This window comes from Paracoccus amoyensis, assembly GCF_014490725.1.
GTDB classification, from domain to species: domain Bacteria; phylum Pseudomonadota; class Alphaproteobacteria; order Rhodobacterales; family Rhodobacteraceae; genus Paracoccus; species Paracoccus amoyensis.
In genome coordinates, this window is sequence record NZ_JACOQL010000001.1 from 242,659 (window position 1) to 260,095 (window position 17,437).

The 17,437-nt window shown below is 59.8% G+C and carries 13 protein-coding genes and 1 tRNA gene; 5 read left to right on the plus strand and 9 right to left on the minus strand.

Annotated elements, in window-relative coordinates; genetic code table 11:
* Window positions 1–3 precede the first annotated feature (3 nt).
* Together panB and panC are read right to left on the minus strand one after the other, a co-directional pair.
* Window positions 4–813 (minus strand): 3-methyl-2-oxobutanoate hydroxymethyltransferase, encoded by an 810-nt coding sequence (gene panB / locus H4P12_RS01240; RefSeq protein WP_187791773.1) that lies wholly within the window; start codon window positions 811–813, stop codon window positions 4–6.
* A gap of 9 nt (window positions 814–822) precedes the next feature.
* The gene (gene panC / locus H4P12_RS01245; RefSeq protein WP_187791774.1) at window positions 823–1,680 is read right to left on the minus strand and encodes a pantoate--beta-alanine ligase; all 858 of its coding nucleotides are present in this window, start codon (window positions 1,678–1,680) and stop codon (window positions 823–825) included.
* Window positions 1,681–1,843: 163 nt separating this feature from the next.
* On the opposite strand from panC, the gene H4P12_RS01250 reads away from it, so the two are divergent.
* Window positions 1,844–4,345, plus strand: coding sequence for a GcvT family protein (locus H4P12_RS01250; RefSeq protein ID WP_187791775.1), 2,502 nt, complete (start codon window positions 1,844–1,846; stop codon window positions 4,343–4,345).
* Between the two features lie 7 nt (window positions 4,346–4,352).
* On the opposite strand, the gene H4P12_RS01255 is transcribed toward H4P12_RS01250, so the two are convergent.
* Together H4P12_RS01255 and H4P12_RS01260 are read right to left on the minus strand one after the other, a co-directional pair.
* Entirely contained in the window at window positions 4,353–4,937 is a 585-nt protein-coding gene (locus H4P12_RS01255) for a TetR/AcrR family transcriptional regulator (protein WP_187791776.1), read from the minus strand.
* A 352-nt stretch (window positions 4,938–5,289) separates the two neighbouring features.
* Window positions 5,290–5,364 (minus strand) — tRNA-Gly (locus tag H4P12_RS01260).
* A gap of 240 nt (window positions 5,365–5,604) precedes the next feature.
* On the opposite strand from H4P12_RS01260, the gene H4P12_RS01265 reads away from it, so the two are divergent.
* On the plus strand, window positions 5,605–6,141 hold the full coding sequence (locus H4P12_RS01265; RefSeq protein WP_246448775.1) for a DUF5671 domain-containing protein: 537 nt from the start codon (window positions 5,605–5,607) through the stop codon (window positions 6,139–6,141).
* Window positions 6,134–6,556 (plus strand): hypothetical protein, encoded by a 423-nt coding sequence (locus tag H4P12_RS01270; RefSeq protein WP_187791778.1) that lies wholly within the window; start codon window positions 6,134–6,136, stop codon window positions 6,554–6,556. The genes H4P12_RS01265 and H4P12_RS01270 overlap by 8 nt, the downstream gene beginning before the upstream one ends.
* On the opposite strand, the gene H4P12_RS01275 is transcribed toward H4P12_RS01270, so the two are convergent.
* Both H4P12_RS01275 and uvrA read right to left on the minus strand, forming a co-directional pair.
* Window positions 6,553–6,918 (minus strand): DUF4260 domain-containing protein, encoded by a 366-nt coding sequence (locus tag H4P12_RS01275; RefSeq protein ID WP_187791779.1) that lies wholly within the window; start codon window positions 6,916–6,918, stop codon window positions 6,553–6,555. The two genes, H4P12_RS01270 and H4P12_RS01275, sit on opposite strands and share 4 nt — an antisense overlap.
* 23 nt (window positions 6,919–6,941) lie before the next feature.
* A complete protein-coding gene (gene uvrA / locus H4P12_RS01280; RefSeq protein WP_187791780.1) occupies window positions 6,942–9,800 on the minus strand; it encodes an excinuclease ABC subunit UvrA in 2,859 nt (952 codons plus the stop codon).
* A gap of 306 nt (window positions 9,801–10,106) precedes the next feature.
* Between uvrA and pyc the strand changes: the two genes are divergently transcribed.
* Together pyc and H4P12_RS01290 are read left to right on the plus strand one after the other, a co-directional pair.
* A complete protein-coding gene (gene pyc, locus H4P12_RS01285) occupies window positions 10,107–13,541 on the plus strand; it encodes a pyruvate carboxylase (RefSeq protein ID WP_187791781.1) in 3,435 nt (1,144 codons plus the stop codon).
* A 144-nt stretch (window positions 13,542–13,685) separates the two neighbouring features.
* Entirely contained in the window at window positions 13,686–15,122 is a 1,437-nt protein-coding gene (locus tag H4P12_RS01290) for an alkaline phosphatase D family protein (protein ID WP_187791782.1), read from the plus strand.
* Between the two features lies 1 nt (window position 15,123).
* On the opposite strand, the gene H4P12_RS01295 is transcribed toward H4P12_RS01290, so the two are convergent.
* From H4P12_RS01295 to H4P12_RS01305, 3 genes are read right to left on the minus strand one after another with little or no spacing between them, the layout of a single operon-like run.
* On the minus strand, window positions 15,124–16,077 hold the full coding sequence (locus H4P12_RS01295) for a HesA/MoeB/ThiF family protein (RefSeq protein ID WP_187791783.1): 954 nt from the start codon (window positions 16,075–16,077) through the stop codon (window positions 15,124–15,126).
* On the minus strand, window positions 16,074–16,670 hold the full coding sequence (locus H4P12_RS01300; protein ID WP_187792440.1) for a thiamine phosphate synthase: 597 nt from the start codon (window positions 16,668–16,670) through the stop codon (window positions 16,074–16,076). The genes H4P12_RS01295 and H4P12_RS01300 overlap by 4 nt, the downstream gene beginning before the upstream one ends.
* Window positions 16,667–17,437, minus strand: coding sequence for a thiazole synthase (locus tag H4P12_RS01305; RefSeq protein ID WP_187791784.1), 771 nt, complete (start codon window positions 17,435–17,437; stop codon window positions 16,667–16,669). The genes H4P12_RS01300 and H4P12_RS01305 overlap by 4 nt, the downstream gene beginning before the upstream one ends.

Here is a 17,437-nt window from a genome sequence, read left to right on the forward strand (position 1 = left end):
GTCCTAGCGGTAAACCTGCGCCTCGGACGGAAAGCTGCGGTCACGGACGGCGGCGGCGTATTCCGCGATGGCGTCGGATGCCTGCGTGCCCAGATCGCCAAACTTGCGCACGAAGCGCGGCACGCGACCCGACAGGCCCAGCATGTCGTCCAGCACCAGAATTTGACCATCACAACGGTTCGAGGCCCCGATGCCGATGGTGGGGATCGCGACGGACTGGGTGATCTGATCGGCCAACCCCTCGATCACGCCTTCCACGACCAGACTGAATGCACCGGCCTGTTCGACGGCGCGGGCATCGGCGATATGTGCGGGCCATGTGGCCTGATCGCGTCCCTGCGTCTTGAACCCGCCCATGGTGTTCGTGGCCTGCGGGGTCAGGCCGATATGGCCCATGACGGGAATTCCACGTTCGGTCAGGAATCGGATCGTGTCGGCCATGCGCAGGCCGCCTTCCAGCTTTACGGCACCGCAGCCGGTTTCCGCCATGATGCGGCCGGCATTACGAAACGCTTGCTGGGGGCTTTCTTCATAGCTTCCAAAGGGCATGTCGACCACGACAATGGCCCGTTCGCTGCCGCGCATGACCGCCTGCCCATGCAGGATCATCATGTCCAATGTGACCCCAATGGTCGAGGGCAGGCCATGGATCACCATGCCCACACTGTCACCGACCAGGATCACCTCGGCGTGCTGATCGACCATCGCGGCCATTGGTGCGGTATAGGCGGTCAACGCGACAATGGGCGTGTCACCCTTGCGCGCGGCGATCTGCGGGACGGTAAAGCGACGGATCGGGGCATGGGCGGACATGAAACCTCCTTACGGATGGGCGACGCGTTGGTCGATCAGCAGGACATCACCGAAACGAACGGCCAGCAAAATCACGACGGGTTGCCGGATCGTCTGAACCCGCGACAGATGGGCGGCATCGCGAATGTCGATGGACCGGATATCGGCGCGTGGTTCGGATTTCAGGATCGCGCGGATTTCCTTGCGCAGGACAGGCAAGGATGCGCCATCGGCGATCATCGATTGCGCGTGGTCCAAAGCGGCATTCAGGATCGGCGCCACGGCCCGATCCTCGGGCGTCAGGCGGCGATTGCGCGATGACATGGCCAGACCATCGGCTTCGCGCACCGTCGGCACGGGAAGGATTTCGACCGGCATGTCCAGATCGGCGACCATTTGGCGAACAATGGTCAGTTGCTGGTAATCCTTTTCGCCAAAGGTCGCGACATCCGGGCCGACGATATTGAACAGCTTGGTGACGATGGTCGTCATGCCCCGGAAATGGCCGGGACGCATGCGCCCCATCAGCATTCGCGACAGGCTGGTCACATCGACGACAGTCTGCGCACCAGCGCGATAGATCTCGGTGACATCAGGAAGGAAGGCGCCATCGCAACCAGCCTCGCGCAGCAGGCGCAGGTCGCCCTCTTCGTCGCGTGGGTATAGCGCCAGATCGGTTTTCTGATCGAATTGCGTGGGATTCACGAAGATCGAGGTCACGATCCGGCCACCGCCGCGGGCATCCAGCCAATCGCGTGCGCAGCGCACCAATGTGAGATGTCCCTCATGCAGCGCGCCCATGGTTGGCACCAGCGCGATCCGCTGACCATTCGCGCGCCATTCGGCCGCGCATTCGCGCATCGACTGCTTGTCGCGGCTGATCTGCATTATTCCTCCCAAGGCCCTGTCAGGTTGGGCCAAGCTAAGACCTTGCCGATTATGGAGCAAGTGCTGCGTTGCAGCATGTCGTTTTTCGCTGCCAATGGTCGGCCCTGTAGGACGCAATGTAACTGCCTCTGGCACAAACAACCAAACACCCAAGGAGACGGGAATGAAGTCGCATGTGAAGGTTCTGGTGGTTGGCGGTGGGGCTGTCGGTTGCGGTATTGCCTATCATCTGGCGAAGGCCGGCTGGGATACGATGCTGGTCGAACGGGATGAGCTGACGGCAGGTTCAACCTGGCATGCGGCGGGTCTGCTCCCCTTGTTCAACATGGGGTATGCAACCAGCCATATCCACGACTATTCGGTCAAGCTTTATGCCGCGTTAGAGGCCGAGACGGGGCTGAACGCCGGTTTCACCCGCTGCGGCAACCTGCGCATGGCGCAGACGGATGCGCGGATGGACGAATACATGCTGTATTCGGCAACCGCCGAAACCGTGGGGGTGGAACACGAATTCCTGACCCCCGCCCAAATGAAGGACCGCTGGCCGCTGCTGCGGACCGATGATCTGAAAGGTGCGCTGTTCCATCCGACCGACGGCTATATCAACCCTGCGGACGTGACGCAGGCCATGGCCAAAGGCGCGCGGATGGCCGGTGCCACGATCGAGCGCCGGATTCAGGTCAACGCCTATCGCTGGACCGGGTCGGAATGGATCGTCACCTGCGAACGCATGGTGGAAAAGGGCGGTAATCTTATCCCCTCGGGCGAAGAGTTCGAGATTCATGCCGAACATGTCGTGACCGCCACCGGCAACCACGCACAGCGCACGGCGCGACTGCTGGGTATCCGTATTCCGGCGATCCCGGTTGAACACCAGTATATCGTGACCGAACCCGATCCGGCGTTGGTCGCATGGCGTGCGGCAGGCAACCCGGAACACCCGGTTCTGCGTGATGCCGATGCAAAATGGTATGTCCGGGAAGAACGGGGCGGCTGGATCCTTGGCCCCTATGAACGCAACGCGCCCGCCCGGTTCCTGTATGATGTCCCCGAATCCTTCCGCGCCGACCTGTTCCCGCTGGATCTGGAACGGATCGAAGAGGAATACATGTCGATGATCCACCGTCTGCCGACCTCGGAAGAGGTAGGGTTGAAGGACGATTTCAACGGCCCGATCTGCTATACGCCGGATGGTAACCCGCTGGTTGGCCCGGCACCGGGTCTGCGCAATATGTGGCTGGCCGAAGGTTTCAGCTTTGGCATCACGGCCGCGGGTGGCGTGGGCCATTACCTGACCCAGATGATGGTCGAGGGCGAGGCCGAGATCGACATGGCCAGCCTTGATCCCCGCCGCTATGGCAACTGGATGACCACCGAATACGCGGCCAAGAAGAACGAGGAATGCTATGAGCATGTCTTTATCCTGCACCACCCGGATGAAGAACGTGAGGCATGCCGTCCGCTGCGCACCTCGCCGGCCTATGACCGCCAGAAGGCACGCGGTGCCCAGTTCGGCAGCGTGAACGGCTGGGACCGCCCGAACTATTACGGCCCGCTGGATGCACCCGCCGACTTCGATCACAACGCCCGCAGTTTCCGTCGTGGTGGTTGGTGGCAATATGCCAGGGCCGAGGCCGACGCGATCCGCAATGCCGCAGGCCTGATCGATGCCACCGCATTTGCCAAACACATGGTCAAAGGGCCGGGTGCGACGGCGTTCCTTGATTGGCTGACGACCAACAAGCTGCCCAAGGTCGGCCGTATCAACCTGACCTATGCGCTGACCGATGCAGGCACGACGCGGACGGAATACACCATCGTTCGTCTGGCCGAGAATGAATATTACCTTGTCTCGGCCGGGGCATGGACGGATTACGACGCCGACAACCTCATCAAATCAGCCGAGGATTTCATGGCTGCTGGCGGTGAGTATGTCAGCATTCAGGATGTGACGACCCAATGGGGCGTCTTTGCCATCGCAGGCCCCGCATCGCGGGACATTCTGAAAAAGCTGATCCGGGACGCAGAGCCTGAAACTGCCCTGTCGAACAAGCGTTTTCCATGGCTTTCGGCCAAACGGATCGAATTGGGCATGGTGCCGGTCAACGCCATCCGCGTCGCCTATACCGGCGAATTGGGATGGGAATTGCATCACCCGATCGAAATGCAGAACCACCTGTTCGACCGACTGATGGAAGCCGGAGAACCGCTCGGCCTGAAGCTGGTCGGCGCACGGGCGCAGAACTGGCTGCGCCAGGAAAAATCCTATCGCGCGTTCGGGACCGAATTGGGCCGCGATGCGACGCCGCTGGAAGCCGGGCTGGATCGCTTTGTCGATCTGTCCAAGGATTTCAAGGGCAAAGCCGCGATGGAGGCCAAGGGCATCCGTTCCAAATGCGTCACGGTGCTGATCGACGGTCCGGCGGATGCCGATCCGTGGGGGCGCGAGGGCCTGTTCCAGGATGGCCAGCGGGTCGGGCGCCTGACCTCGGGCGGCTATTCGGCGGCCTTTGGCAAGCAAATCGGAATGGGCTATGTCCGCCCCGATCTGGCCGAGCCGGGAACCAGGTTGCAGGTTCGCATGTTCGGCGATCTTTGGGATGCGGAAGTGACCGAAGACAGCCCCTATGATCCGCAAAACCAGCGTATCCGTCAGGACGGCTGATTACGCCTCAAGCAACTGTGTTCACCTTGACCAGAAGCTTCAGGATGCTGGAGAAACTGGGCGGGGTGAACGGCGCGCTTGGCGCGCGCGGCTTGCTCATGTGCAGGGATGAATAGCCGTGAACCATCGACCATGTCATGATTTCAAGACGATCCCCGTTGTCGGACGATTTGAACGGGGAGCATGCTTGTTGCAGGATGGCGTAACTTTTGGTGGCCTGCTTGCTCAGCTCTGGCGTCGGCGCCAGAAGTTCGTCGAACATCAGGCGAAACAACCCGGTATGGGTTTCTGCGAATTTGATATAACTGACTGAAACGGCTTCCAGTTTTTCGAAATCGTCGCCGTCGGCTGACTGTCTGTGCGCCTCTGACATCGTCTGTGCAAACATTTCGAACCCACGCTCGCCTATGGCTGCGCGCAGGCCTGACAGACCGTCGAAGTAATGCGCCGGTGCGGCATGAGAGACCCCTGCAAGTGCGGCGATTCGTCGAAGTGAAAGGCTTTCACATTCATCCTCGGCAAGCAGTTCTATTCCTGCTTGTATCAGCTTTTCACGGACACAACCGCGACCCTCATTTTTATTTCTGATCATTTTAGTTCAGGTGTCCCTTACCTTGACAATGTCAAGCGCAGCGGGGATGTTCTTCGAGCCCAGAGGTAGAGTTATGCACGTTCGTGTTTCCAAGGCGTGCTTGTTTTGGCAGTGTAAAAATCTGGGCGGCCCGTTGAAGGCTCTGGTCTGGATTTTAGTCATTTATTTGTTTTTGTTTTTCAGGCCAGAGCCCCCAACATTCCGCTGAGAGTTGAATCCCGCTGAGTCTTCTGTTCGATGTCTCGAATTTTAAACCGAATTGAACTGCGGTAAAAGTTGACGTTTCAGTCACGTTACCAAGGAAATTCAACTAAAACAAAAGGCCGGACCCGAGGGTCCGGCCTTTTTGTATTGGAGCGGGCGATGAGATTCGAACTCACGACCCTAACCTTGGCAAGGTTATGCTCTACCCCTGAGCTACGCCCGCATCCGTTACCTTCGACGTTTCCGCCTTCGGTGAGCGGTGATTTATGGGACCGCGTCGGGGGGTGCAAGGGGAAAAATGCGCATTCCGGCAGATTTTTTTCATGGCATTGACGACAGGCCCGTATTTACTGACTGTCAAAGGCCATCATAGGGACAGATCATGCGGCCAGCCGATCAATTGACAGCGTTCGTTTGCAAATCTCTGAATGCCGGGCACGACCGGCAGGCTATCTCAGGCGCTATGCTGCAAGCCGGATGGTCTGCCAAAGAGGTTGCAGCCGCGCTGGATGGCTGGGCAGATGCTGGCAATGGCATGCCGCCGGTCCCAAGGCCAGGAAGCGTTATCCGGGCCCGCTCGGTGGTTTCTTACGGGCTTTTGTTCATCTCACTGGCGATGGTGGCCTGGCATATCGTCTGGCTTGGTTTTGGCATCATCGAAGCCATTATTCCCGATCTGTCCGATTTTGGCGCCACGCCGCATGCGATGCGGTGGTCGATTGCGATGCTGATCGTGTTCGTGCCGCTGTTTCTGCTGCTTGACCGGCGACGTGACGTGCATTTGGGCAAGGAACACGTCCGGCGTGCCTTGCCGGAGCGGCGGTGGTTCGCCTCGGTCAGTTTGCTTGTGGCATCGCTGGTTCTGATCGGCGATCTGGTCGCGTCGGTCTATGCGCTACTGACCGGCGACCTGACCATCCGCTTTGCCGCCAAGGCGTTTCTGGTCGCCGGCGTTGGAGCGTTGGTGATGATCTATTATCGGGGTGACATGAATGTCTGATGGCAAACAGTCCCTCGCCGTTTGGGGCATCGCAGGCTTGGCGTTGCTGGCCATCGGTCTTGGTCTGACAATCACCGGCGGCCCGTTGCAAGGCCGCAAGGAACGTCGCGACGCCGTTCGGTATGAGGACCTGATGCGTCTGGCCCAACAGGCACGTTGTTTGCATGACGCGGACCAGTTGCGGGGAACAGGGCTTGGCCCAGTCGACGCCTGTCCTGACGATGTCCGAGCCGCGGACCCCTACACGCATCAGCCGTATCAGATCACGGCAGTGGCTCCGCAGCATTTGCGCCTATGCGCATCGTTCGAGCTGACCGAGGATGAAGCCCCGTGGGTGCGGCAATACAATCAGCAATGGCAGGGCGATTGCGTCGTGGTGGAATTGGATGAAAACGCCGTGGCGGAACCGCGTTAGTCGCGCCCGATCCGTCCCAGATGCGTATCGCGAAAACCGGTGGGTCGCTTCAGCCCATAGCCAAGGGCGCGATCCATCCCGACATGCGCGACCCACACCATGCCAATCGGAATCAGATTGGTCATCCCGCCAAGAAGGCCGACCACCGCCAGGATGATTCCGAAACTGTAAAGATGGAACAGGTTATAGACAAAGGCGCCCGCGCGTGATCCGGCCAGATAACCCAACATCGCAATGTCAGGTGCCAACAACGCCACAGGCCAAATCCAAACGGGCCAGCCGATCTGCGTGACGCCAGCCAGCAGCACTGCCGCGAAGAAAATCAACAGACCTTCAAGGCGCTGCCACTGGATGGTTGTCATGCTCTGCCCCCTGGAGATGTGCCCTAACTCGCCTTTCGCAAGCGTGTCGGCGTCAGCATCGGTTTCAGGTAATGGCCTGTATGGCTTTCTTTTACCTTGGCCACATCTTCAGGCGTTCCTGTTGCGACGATGCGACCACCGCCGTCACCACCTTCGGGGCCGATGTCGATGATCCAGTCGGCGGTTTTGATGACATCAAGGTTATGTTCGATGACCACGACGGTATTGCCCTGATCGACCAAGGAATGCAGCACTTCCAGCAGCTTGCGGACGTCTTCGAAATGCAGGCCGGTTGTCGGTTCGTCCAGGATATACAGCGTCCGCCCGGTCGAGCGTCGCGACAGTTCCTTGGCCAGCTTGACCCGCTGCGCCTCACCACCCGACAGCGTCGTGGCCTGTTGACCGACCTTGATGTAACCAAGGCCGACCTCCATCAGCGCGTCCATCTTTTCGCGGATGGAAGGGACGGCGGTAAAAAATTGCTGCGCATCCTCGACCGTCATGTCCAGCACGTCGGCAATGCTTTTGCCCTTGAACTGAACCTCCAGCGTTTCGCGGTTGTAGCGTTTGCCCTTACAGGTTTCGCATTCGACATAAACGTCGGGCAGGAAGTGCATCTCGATCTTGATGACGCCGTCACCCTGACAGGCCTCGCAGCGCCCGCCCTTGACGTTGAAACTGAATCGCCCGGGTTTATAGCCGCGTGCCTTCGCCTCTGGCAGTCCGGCGAACCATTCCCGGATCGGGGTGAAGGCGCCGGTATAAGTCGCCGGATTTGACCGTGGCGTGCGGCCAATCGGACGCTGGTCGATGTCGATCACCTTGTCCAGATGTTCCAGCCCCTTGATCGTCTCGCATGGGGCAGGGGTCTGGCGTGCACCGTTCAGACGCATGCTGGCGGTTTTGAACAATGTTTCGATAGTCAACGTGGATTTTCCGCCACCGGACACGCCGCTGACGCAAACGAATTCGCCCAGCGGATATTCCGCCGTGACGTTCTTCAGGTTGTTGCCGGTCGCACCGACGACCACGACCTTCTTGCCGTTGCCTTTGCGACGTTCGGCAGGGACAGCGATTTCGCGCGTTCCGGCCAGATATTGTCCGGTCAGACTGGCGGGATCGGCGGCGATTTCCTCGGGGGTGCCCTTGGCCACGATGGTGCCGCCATGCACGCCCGCGCCCGGCCCCATGTCAAAGACATAATCGGCATGACGGATCGCGTCTTCGTCATGTTCGACCACGATGACCGAATTACCCTGATCGCGTAAGCCCTTCAGCGTGGTCAGCAGGCGGTCATTGTCGCGCTGATGCAGGCCGATGCTGGGTTCGTCCAGAACATACAGAACGCCCGTCAAACCGCTGCCGATCTGACTGGCCAGCCTGATCCGCTGGCTTTCACCGCCAGACAGGGTGCCCGCCGCGCGTGACAGCGTCAGATAGTCCAGGCCGACATTCACAAGAAAACCAAGGCGTTCGCGGATTTCCTTGACAATCGCAACGGCGATTTCGTTCTTTTGCTTGGACAGGTGGTTGGGCGCGTCATTGATCCAGTCCAGCGCATCGCGGATGGACAGTTCTGTCACCTGACCGATGTGATTGTTGGCAATCTTGACGGCCAGCGCCTCGGGGCGCAGGCGATAGCCGTGGCAGGCGCCGCAGGGGCGGTTGTTCTGATATTTCTCGAACTCTTCGCGGACCCAGGCTGAATCGCTTTCGCGCAGGCGGCGTTCCATATTCGGGATCACGCCCTCAAAGACGCGGCTGACTTCATAGACACGCCCGGCGTCATCAAAGCGGAACTTGATCTGTTCTTCACCCGAACCATAAAGGAAAAGCTGTTTGATCTTTTCCGGAAGGTCTTTCCACGGGGTTTTCTTGTCGAACCCGTAATGCTTGGCCAATGCATTGATCGTTTGCGTCAGATAGGCGGATTTCGATTTGGCCCATGGCGCAATCGCGCCCTTGTCAATGGACAGCGCTGAATCCGGCACGATCAGGCGTTCGTCAAAGAACAGCTCTGCCCCAAGGCCATCGCAGACCGGGCAGGCACCCAAAGGCGCGTTGAAGGAAAACAGGCGCGGTTCGATGTCGGGGATGGTGAAGCCACTGACCGGGCAGGCAAAATTTTCGCTGAAGGTGATGCGTTCGGCATCCCCCTCGGCCGGGGCCGTTTCCAGGATGGCGATGCCATCGGCCAGATCCAGCGCCGTGCGCAGCGAATCCGCCAGACGGGTTTCCAGGCCTTCACGCACGACAATCCGGTCAACGACCACGTCGATATCGTGGCGGAATTTCTTGTCCAACGTGGGCGGTTCGTCCAGTTCATAAAATTCGCCATCAACCTTGACGCGCTGGAAGCCTTGCTTCCTAAGCTCAAGAAATTCCTTCTTATATTCGCCCTTCCGGTCGCGCACGATGGGCGCCAGAAGATAGGCCCGCATGCCTTCTTCCATCGCCATGATCCGGTCGACCATGTCCTGAACCTGCTGCGCCTCGATCGGCAGGCCGGTGGCGGGGCTGTAGGGCGTGCCTGCGCGGGCAAAGATCAGGCGCAGATAGTCGTAAATCTCGGTCACGGTGCCCACGGTCGAGCGCGGGTTTTTTGACGTGGTCTTTTGTTCGATACTGATCGCCGGGGACAGGCCGCTGATATGGTCGACGTCTGGCTTTCCCATCATATCAAGGAATTGCCGCGCATAGGCCGACAGGCTTTCGACATAACGTCGCTGCCCTTCGGCATAGATCGTGTCAAAGGCCATGCTGGATTTGCCGCTGCCCGATAGTCCCGTGATGACCACGAACCGATCGCGCGGAATGTCCATATCCACGCCTTTGAGATTATGCTCGCGCGCACCGCGCACTTCGATGAACTTCTGTTCCATAGGCGTGCCTTTACCGACCAAGCGCATCACATAATAAGAGAAGCTGAAAAAGCAACCGTCGGATGGGAACATAAAGCGAACAATAGTTCAAGTGACAGATTGGAAGCGGCCACTGACCAATCCTCGCGCAGGTTTCAATATGACTGGATGGTCCTGCACCGCAAATGCCGTCAGCAAGAAATGCACATTGTCTGGATGTCGGCCAGCTCTCTGACCTTGGGTCAATTTATGACATTCCGGTAAATCGTTATGCTTGCGCTGCGGTGCAGCATCGCTAACATGCCCTCGAAATCGAGGGAGACAGCCATGTTTCAGAAAATCCTGATTGCCAACCGGGGTGAAATCGCCATCCGCATCATGCGTGCTGCGAACGAGCTTGGGAAGCGGACGGTCGCTGTCTATGCCGAGGAAGACAAGCTTGGCCTGCACCGTTTCAAGGCTGACGAGGCATATCGGATTGGTGAGGGGCTTGGGCCGGTCGCGGCCTATCTGTCGATCCCGGAAATTATCCGTGTCGCCAAGGAAAGCAACGCGGACGCGATCCACCCCGGCTATGGCCTGCTGTCGGAAAACCCCGATTTCGTGGATGCCTGTGCCAAAGCCGGGATCACCTTCATCGGTCCCAAGGCCGACACGATGCGCGCCCTTGGCGACAAGGCCAGCGCGCGTAAGGTGGCGATTGCGGCGGGTGTCCCGGTGATCCCCGCGACCGAAGTTTTGGGCGATGATTTCGACGCCATCAAGGCCGAGGCCGCCGAAATCGGCTATCCGCTGATGCTCAAGGCCTCATGGGGCGGCGGCGGTCGCGGCATGCGCCCGATCAATGGCCCCGAGGAGCTGGTCGAAAAGGTCCGCGAGGGCCGGCGTGAAGCCGAAGCCGCCTTTGGCAATGGCGAAGGCTATCTGGAAAAGATGATCCTGCGCGCCCGCCATGTCGAGGTGCAGTTGCTGGGCGATACGCATGGCGGTCTGTATCATCTTTATGAACGCGATTGCACGGTGCAGCGCCGCAACCAGAAGGTCGTCGAACGCGCGCCCGCACCCTATCTGACCGATGCGCAACGGGCCGAAGTTTGCGGACTGGCGCTGAAGATCGGGCAGGCCGTCGGCTATCAGAATGCCGGCACGGTCGAATTCCTGATGGATATGGACAGCCAGGAATTCTACTTCATCGAGGTGAACCCCCGTGTGCAGGTGGAACATACCGTGACCGAGGAAGTCACCGGCATCGATATCGTGCAGGCGCAGATCAAGATCGCCGAAGGCGCGACCTTGGCCGAAGCAACGGGCACTGCATCGCAGGCCGATATCACCTTGTCCGGTCACGCCGTTCAGTGTCGGGTGACGACGGAAGATCCGCAGAACAATTTCATCCCCGACTATGGCCGGATCACGGCCTATCGCAGCGCCACCGGCATGGGGATTCGTCTGGACGGCGGCACCGCCTATTCCGGCGGCGTCATCACTCGCTACTATGATTCCCTGCTGGTCAAGGTGACGGCTTGGGCGCAGACGCCGGAACAGGCGATCAAGCGGATGGATCGCGCCTTGCGGGAATTCCGGGTGCGTGGGGTTTCCACGAATATCGATTTCGTCATCAATCTGCTGAAACATCCGACCTTCCTTGATGACACCTATACCACCAAGTTCATCGACACGACGCCGGATCTGTTCAGCTTCAAGAAGCGTCAGGACCGCGCGACCAAGATCCTGACCTATCTGGCGGATATCAGCGTGAACGGCCATCCAGAAACGGCTGGCCGCGTTCTGCCGCCCGCACAGGCGCGACTGCCCGTGCCGCCAGCACCCTTGGCCGATCCTGCGCCCGGCACCCGGCAATTGCTGGATGAAAAGGGCGCGCAGGCGGTGGCCGATTGGCTGGCCGGGCAGTCGCAGCTGTTGATTACCGATACCACAATGCGCGACGGGCATCAGTCGCTGTTGGCGACGCGGATGCGCAGTATCGACATGATCCGGGTCGCACCCAGCTATGCCGCGAATTTGCCACAACTGTTCAGCGTGGAATGTTGGGGCGGGGCGACGTTCGACGTGGCCTATCGCTTCCTTCAGGAATGTCCGTGGCAGCGTTTGCGCGATATTCGCAGCCATATGCCGAACCTGATGACGCAGATGCTGCTGCGGGCCTCGAACGGCGTGGGCTACACCAATTATCCCGATAACGTGGTGGAGTCCTTCGTCAAACAGGCGGCCGAAACGGGCGTCGATGTGTTCCGCGTGTTCGACAGCCTGAACTGGGTCGAAAACATGCGCGTCGCCATGGATGCAGTGATTGATACCGGCAAGATTTGCGAAGGCACCGTTTGCTATACCGGCGACATGCTGGACCCTGACCGATCGAAATATGACCTGAAATATTACGTCGGCATGGCCAAGGAATTGCGCGATGCCGGGGCGCATATTCTGGGCCTGAAGGATATGGCGGGCCTGCTGAAACCCGGTGCCGCCAGCCAGTTGATCCGGGCGTTGAAGGAAGAGGTTGGCTTGCCCGTCCATTTCCACACCCATGACACCAGCGGCATGGGCGGGGCCACGATCCTTGCCGCGTCTGCGGCCGGCGTCGATGTTGTCGATTGTGCGATGGACGCGCTGTCGGGCAATACCAGCCAGCCCACGATGGGCAGCATTGTCGAAGCCCTGACCGGAACCGACCGCGATACAGGGTTGGATATCGGGGCAATCCGCCAGATCTCGAACTATTGGGAACGGGTGCGCGAAAACTATGCGGCCTTCGAATCCGGCCTGCAGGCCCCCGCGTCCGAGGTTTATCTGCACGAAATGCCGGGCGGTCAGTTCACCAACCTCAAGGCGCAGGCGCGTTCCATGGGTCTGGAAGATCGCTGGCACGAAGTCGCGCAGGCCTATGCCGATGTGAACCGGATGTTTGGCGATATCGTCAAGGTGACGCCGTCATCCAAGGTTGTGGGGGATATGGCGCTGATGATGGTGGCGCAGAACCTGACACCTGCACAGGTGACCGATCCTGCGGTTGATGTCAGCTTTCCCGACTCGGTGGTCGATATGATGCGCGGCAATCTGGGCCAGCCGCCGGGTGGTTGGCCCGAAGCTCTGCAAAAGAAGATCCTGAAGGGCGAAACGCCCCTGACCGATCGGCCCGGCGCCCATCTGGAACCCGTCGATCTAGAGGCAGCACGTGCCCGCCTGTCAGAAGAATTGGGCGGCAAGGCGATCGATAATGAAGACCTGAACGGCTACCTGATGTATCCCAAGGTCTTTACCGACTACATGTCGCGGCACGAAATCTATGGTCCGGTTCGCACCCTGCCGACGCGCAATTTCTTCTATGGGATGGAGCCGGGGCAGGAAATCTCGGTCGAGATCGATCCGGGCAAGACGCTGGAAATTCGTCTGCAAACCTTGGGCGAGACCGACGATCAGGGTGATATCAAGGTGTTTTTTGAACTGAACGGGCAGCCGCGCAGCGTCCGTGTGCCCAACCGCAAGGCAACAGGCGCCGTAGCCGCGCGTCCCAAGGCTGACCTTGCAAATGCCGGTCATATTGGTGCGCCGATGCCGGGTGTCGTCGCCTCGGTCGCGGTGGCGGCAGGGCAGGCGGTGAAACAAGGTGACCTGATCCTGACCATCGAAGCAATGAAGATGGAAACCGGCCTGCATGCCGACCGTGACGGGACGATCAAGGCTGTTCATGTCATCCCCGGGGCGCAGATCGACGCCAAGGATCTGCTGATCGAAATTGAATAGGCGTCTCTGACGCGATGAAAATTGGGGCGGTCCGGCATTCGGGCCGCTTTTTTCATTCGAATGGTTAGGAAGATTCCCGCTGACGTGCTGGTAATGCGGGAAATCCTGACTATTTCACCCATGCAGATAACAAGCCGAGGCAGAATGAGCAGTCAGCAAAAGATCGACCGACTGGGGCCGATCCTTCATTTTCGTGGTGGTGACGAAAGCAAGATCCGCGTGGCTGCAATGATCGTCTCGCCAGAAACGGCGCCGCCGCCTGCAAATATAACGGTGCGTTCCGGCCAAATCGCGCCGCTGTTGATCGCGACGGTCGCGGGCTTGAACTTCTGGCGTCACGATTTCACGATGGCGGCGGATGAGGGGGGCTATCGCCTTGGCGAAGCCTGGTATCCCGTTGTCACTGACCTGACCGGCGATATGCGGATCGCGTTCGTGTCCTGCAATGGCGAAGAGAACGGCGATCTGAACCGCGATTCGGCCGAGCGGAATATCATGTGGGCGCGTCTGGCAGATGAACATTCGGTGTCGCCATTTGCATTGCTGCTGCAGGGCGGCGATCAGATTTACGCGGATGAGGCGACAAAGGATCATCCGCTGAGCGAGGATTGGCCCGAATTCGCACCGGAAAACCCTGACCCACAGGCTTTGGCCAGTTTGACCCGACATTTGCAGGAACGCTTTGCCGACCGGTATATGCAGATCTTGTCGGCGCATGTATGTGCGGGCATCTTTGCGACGATTCCGTCGCTGTCCATCTGGGACGACCACGATATTTGCGATGGTTGGGGGTCGCTGCCAGAACATCTGATCAAGTCGGAGGTGGGGCAAGCGGTGTTTTCGGTTGCCCGTCAGATGTATCTGCTGTTTCAGCAAGGGGCGACGGATGCCGATATTCCGGCGCTGTTCTGGGATCCGACCGGCCGCAATCTGGGGTGGCAGCGCGACTTTCCCGGCGTGACGATTTTTGCACCCGACCTGCGGTCCGAGCGTGACCGCGACGACATCATGGGACCGGCCGGCTGGCGGGCAATGGATGCGTTGCAGCCCAAAGGTGCGCATACGATCATGGTGTCCAGCGTGCCGCTGTTGGGACCGCGGCTTTCGCTGCTGGAAACGGTAATGCTGGCGATCCCGCGGATGCAGCATTACGAAGACGACCTGCGTGATCAGTGGCAAAGCCATTCGCATCGCGACGAATGGCGGCGGATGCTGAAGCAGGTTTTGCGGCTGCGCGAAAGCGGTCCGGTGACGGTGGTGTCCGGGGAAATCCATCTGGCCACACGGGCTGTCATGGGACCGCAAAATACGGTTATAAATCAACTAGTTGCATCGGGCATTTCGCACCGCGCACCGCCCAGCTCATATGCCCTTTGTCTGGGGCTGTTCGCAGGTCTGGGCGAGGCGCCATTGCTAGGACATCCCATTCGGATCAAGCAGTTGCCGGGTCAGAAGCATCGTTATGTGGCGCAGCGAAACTACCTGACGATGCAGCGCCGGAAAGGGCACTGGACCGCCAAATGGCATCTTGAGGAAAGCGGCGTCACCCCCGCCCTGGCCTTGGATGATGAACGCGTTTGAATTAACCCGTTGAGATCAGTGCGATAGGGCCGTTCCAATGCTGTGCCAGCCGTTCGGCGGCGTTCCATGCCCGCAGACCCGAGCGGCAGCACATCACCACTCTGGCATTGGGCCGTAACTCTGGTCCGACCTGATCCACGGTCAGCCGCAGAAAGTCGTCGCGCAACGGCGGCCCTTCTTCGGGTGCGCGCAGGTCGATCAGCAGATCGGAGAGGCGCAACGCGTGTTCGCTGATGAAAACATGCCGGTGGTCCGGTTCGGATGCCTCCCGAAAGCTGAACCCGCCAAAGCGGTGGCTGGCGGCGTCATAGGTGACGATCCGGCCCAAGGGCGACGGCGACATGCCCGTCAGCAGGGTAAGTGCCATCTGGGCCTGAATGCAGCCGATCATGCCGACGACGGGGCCGATCACACCGTTCTGTGCGCAGTTTCCGGCCCGTTGCGGCAAATCCGGAAAAACGGCCCGCAATGACGGAGCCCCGCCGCAAAACGCCCCGGCATATCCACTGCGTCCAAGTGCCGAAGCAGAGATCAGCGGCAGCCCCGCCTGCCAGGCATGATCTGACAGGATATAGCTTGCCGCAAAGCTGTCAGCGCAATCCAGGACAAGATCGCAACCATCTGACAGATCATCAGTATTCGATGGATCAAGGCGTGTCGTGATCGGCTCGATCCGGCAGTCGGCGTTCAGCCCTTTCAGCGCATTGGCCGCCGCCAATGCTTTGGGCAGGCCCAGATCGGATATACGGAACAGGGTCTGACGGTGCAGGTTGCTTTCCTCGACGATATCCGGGTCGATCAGGCGGATATGGCCCACGCCAGCGCCCACCAGATAGGGCAGCAGCGATGCCGACAGGCCACCGGCCCCAACGACCAGAAGCCTGCTTTTCAGCAGGCGGGCCTGTGCCGCCATATTCATGCCGTCGACGGCCAGTTGGCGGGCGTATCGATTCATCTCGTCACCTTCATCCATTCACGAATCCGGTCTTCGGGATTGGGATTCAACGTAATATCGGTCACGACTGAAACGATATCTGCGCCTGCGTTGAATGCGGGCAACGCACGATCGACCGACAATCCGCCAATCGCGACCAAAGGGACAGACCCGACCAGGTTGCGCCATTCCGTCACTCGATCCAGACCCTGTTCATGCCACTTCATCTTTTTAAGAATGGTCGGCCAGACCGGGCCAAGGGCCACATAGTCTGGCCTCAGGCGCAGCGCGCGATCCAATTCGTCATGATCGTGCGTCGAAATGCCAATGCGCACACCGGCACGGCGAATGGCGGGGATATCGGCGTGGTCCAGATCCTCTTGCCCCAGATGGACCCAGGTGCTGCCAAGATCAATCGCAAGCTGCCAGTGATCGTTGACAACCATCGTTGCCCCCGCCGCCGTGCAAAGCTGCTGGCTAAGCTTCAGCAGATCACGCAGATCAGCCGGCGACCGGTCTTTGATCCGCATTTGCACCAGCGTCACCCCAAGGGGCAGGGCGCGTCGCAGCCAGTCGGGGTGATCGAAAATCGGGTAAAAGCGATCCAGCATCAGACCAGCCTTGCCATGCCGATAACGGGTGTCGACGGTGCGGCCATGTCGCGCGGCGGCATGGGATCGGCCCGTCGGGCCAATGCGCCGGCCTGCAGCGCATGGGCAAAGGCCGTTGCCATTGCAACGGGATCGCCTGCCTTGGCGACTGCCGTGTTCAGCAGCACGGCGTCGAAGCCCATTTCCATTGCCGCCGCCGCATGGCTTGGCAGGCCAAGCCCTGCATCGATCACCATTGGCACATCGGGGAACTGCGCCCGCAGGCTGCGCAGGCCATAGGGATTGTTCAGGCCCAGCCCTGTCCCGATAGGCGCACCCCAGGGCATCAGCACCCTGCACCCCACGTCCAGCAGACGGCCGGCAAGGATGCCATCCTCGGTCATGTAGGGAAATACCTTGAAGCCATCTTCGGTCAGAATGCGCGCCGCTTCGACCAATCCGAAGGGGTCTGGCTGCAATGTGTCCGGGTGGCCGATCACCTCCAGTTTGATCCAGTCGGTCTGAAACACCTCTTGCGCCATATGGGCGGTTGTGACGGCTTCGCGGACGCTGTGGCAACCGGCGGTATTCGGCAGAATCGCGACGCCCAGATCACGGATCATTTGCCAAAAGCTTGCGCCCGCACCATCGCCACCCTCGCGCCGCAGGGAAACCGTGGCGATGCCAGCGCCCGATTGACGAAAGGCATCTGTCAGGATTCGCGGCGAGGGATATTGCGCCGTGCCCAGCATCAACCGTGACGGGATGTCGATATCGTAGAAAACCGGCAT

Excerpts from the sequence above, each read along its gene's own strand:
- H4P12_RS01290 (WP_187791782.1), top strand. The coding sequence starts at position 13,686 with ATGAGCAGTCAGCAAAAGATCGACCGACTGGGGCCGATCCTTCATTTT.
- panB (WP_187791773.1), bottom strand. The coding sequence starts at position 813 with ATGTCCGCCCATGCCCCGATCCGTCGCTTTACCGTCCCGCAGATCGCC.
- uvrA (WP_187791780.1), bottom strand. The coding sequence starts at position 9,800 with ATGGAACAGAAGTTCATCGAAGTGCGCGGTGCGCGCGAGCATAATCTC.
- H4P12_RS01255 (WP_187791776.1), bottom strand. The coding sequence starts at position 4,937 with ATGATCAGAAATAAAAATGAGGGTCGCGGTTGTGTCCGTGAAAAGCTG.
- panC (WP_187791774.1), bottom strand. The coding sequence starts at position 1,680 with ATGCAGATCAGCCGCGACAAGCAGTCGATGCGCGAATGCGCGGCCGAA.
- H4P12_RS01270 (WP_187791778.1), top strand. The coding sequence starts at position 6,134 with ATGTCTGATGGCAAACAGTCCCTCGCCGTTTGGGGCATCGCAGGCTTG.
- H4P12_RS01295 (WP_187791783.1), bottom strand. The coding sequence starts at position 16,077 with ATGAATCGATACGCCCGCCAACTGGCCGTCGACGGCATGAATATGGCG.
- pyc (WP_187791781.1), top strand. The coding sequence starts at position 10,107 with ATGTTTCAGAAAATCCTGATTGCCAACCGGGGTGAAATCGCCATCCGC.
- H4P12_RS01250 (WP_187791775.1), top strand. The coding sequence starts at position 1,844 with ATGAAGTCGCATGTGAAGGTTCTGGTGGTTGGCGGTGGGGCTGTCGGT.
- H4P12_RS01305 (WP_187791784.1), bottom strand. The coding sequence starts at position 17,437 with ATGCCGGTTTTCTACGATATCGACATCCCGTCACGGTTGATGCTGGGC.
- H4P12_RS01265 (WP_246448775.1), top strand. The coding sequence starts at position 5,605 with ATGCTGCAAGCCGGATGGTCTGCCAAAGAGGTTGCAGCCGCGCTGGAT.
- H4P12_RS01275 (WP_187791779.1), bottom strand. The coding sequence starts at position 6,918 with ATGACAACCATCCAGTGGCAGCGCCTTGAAGGTCTGTTGATTTTCTTC.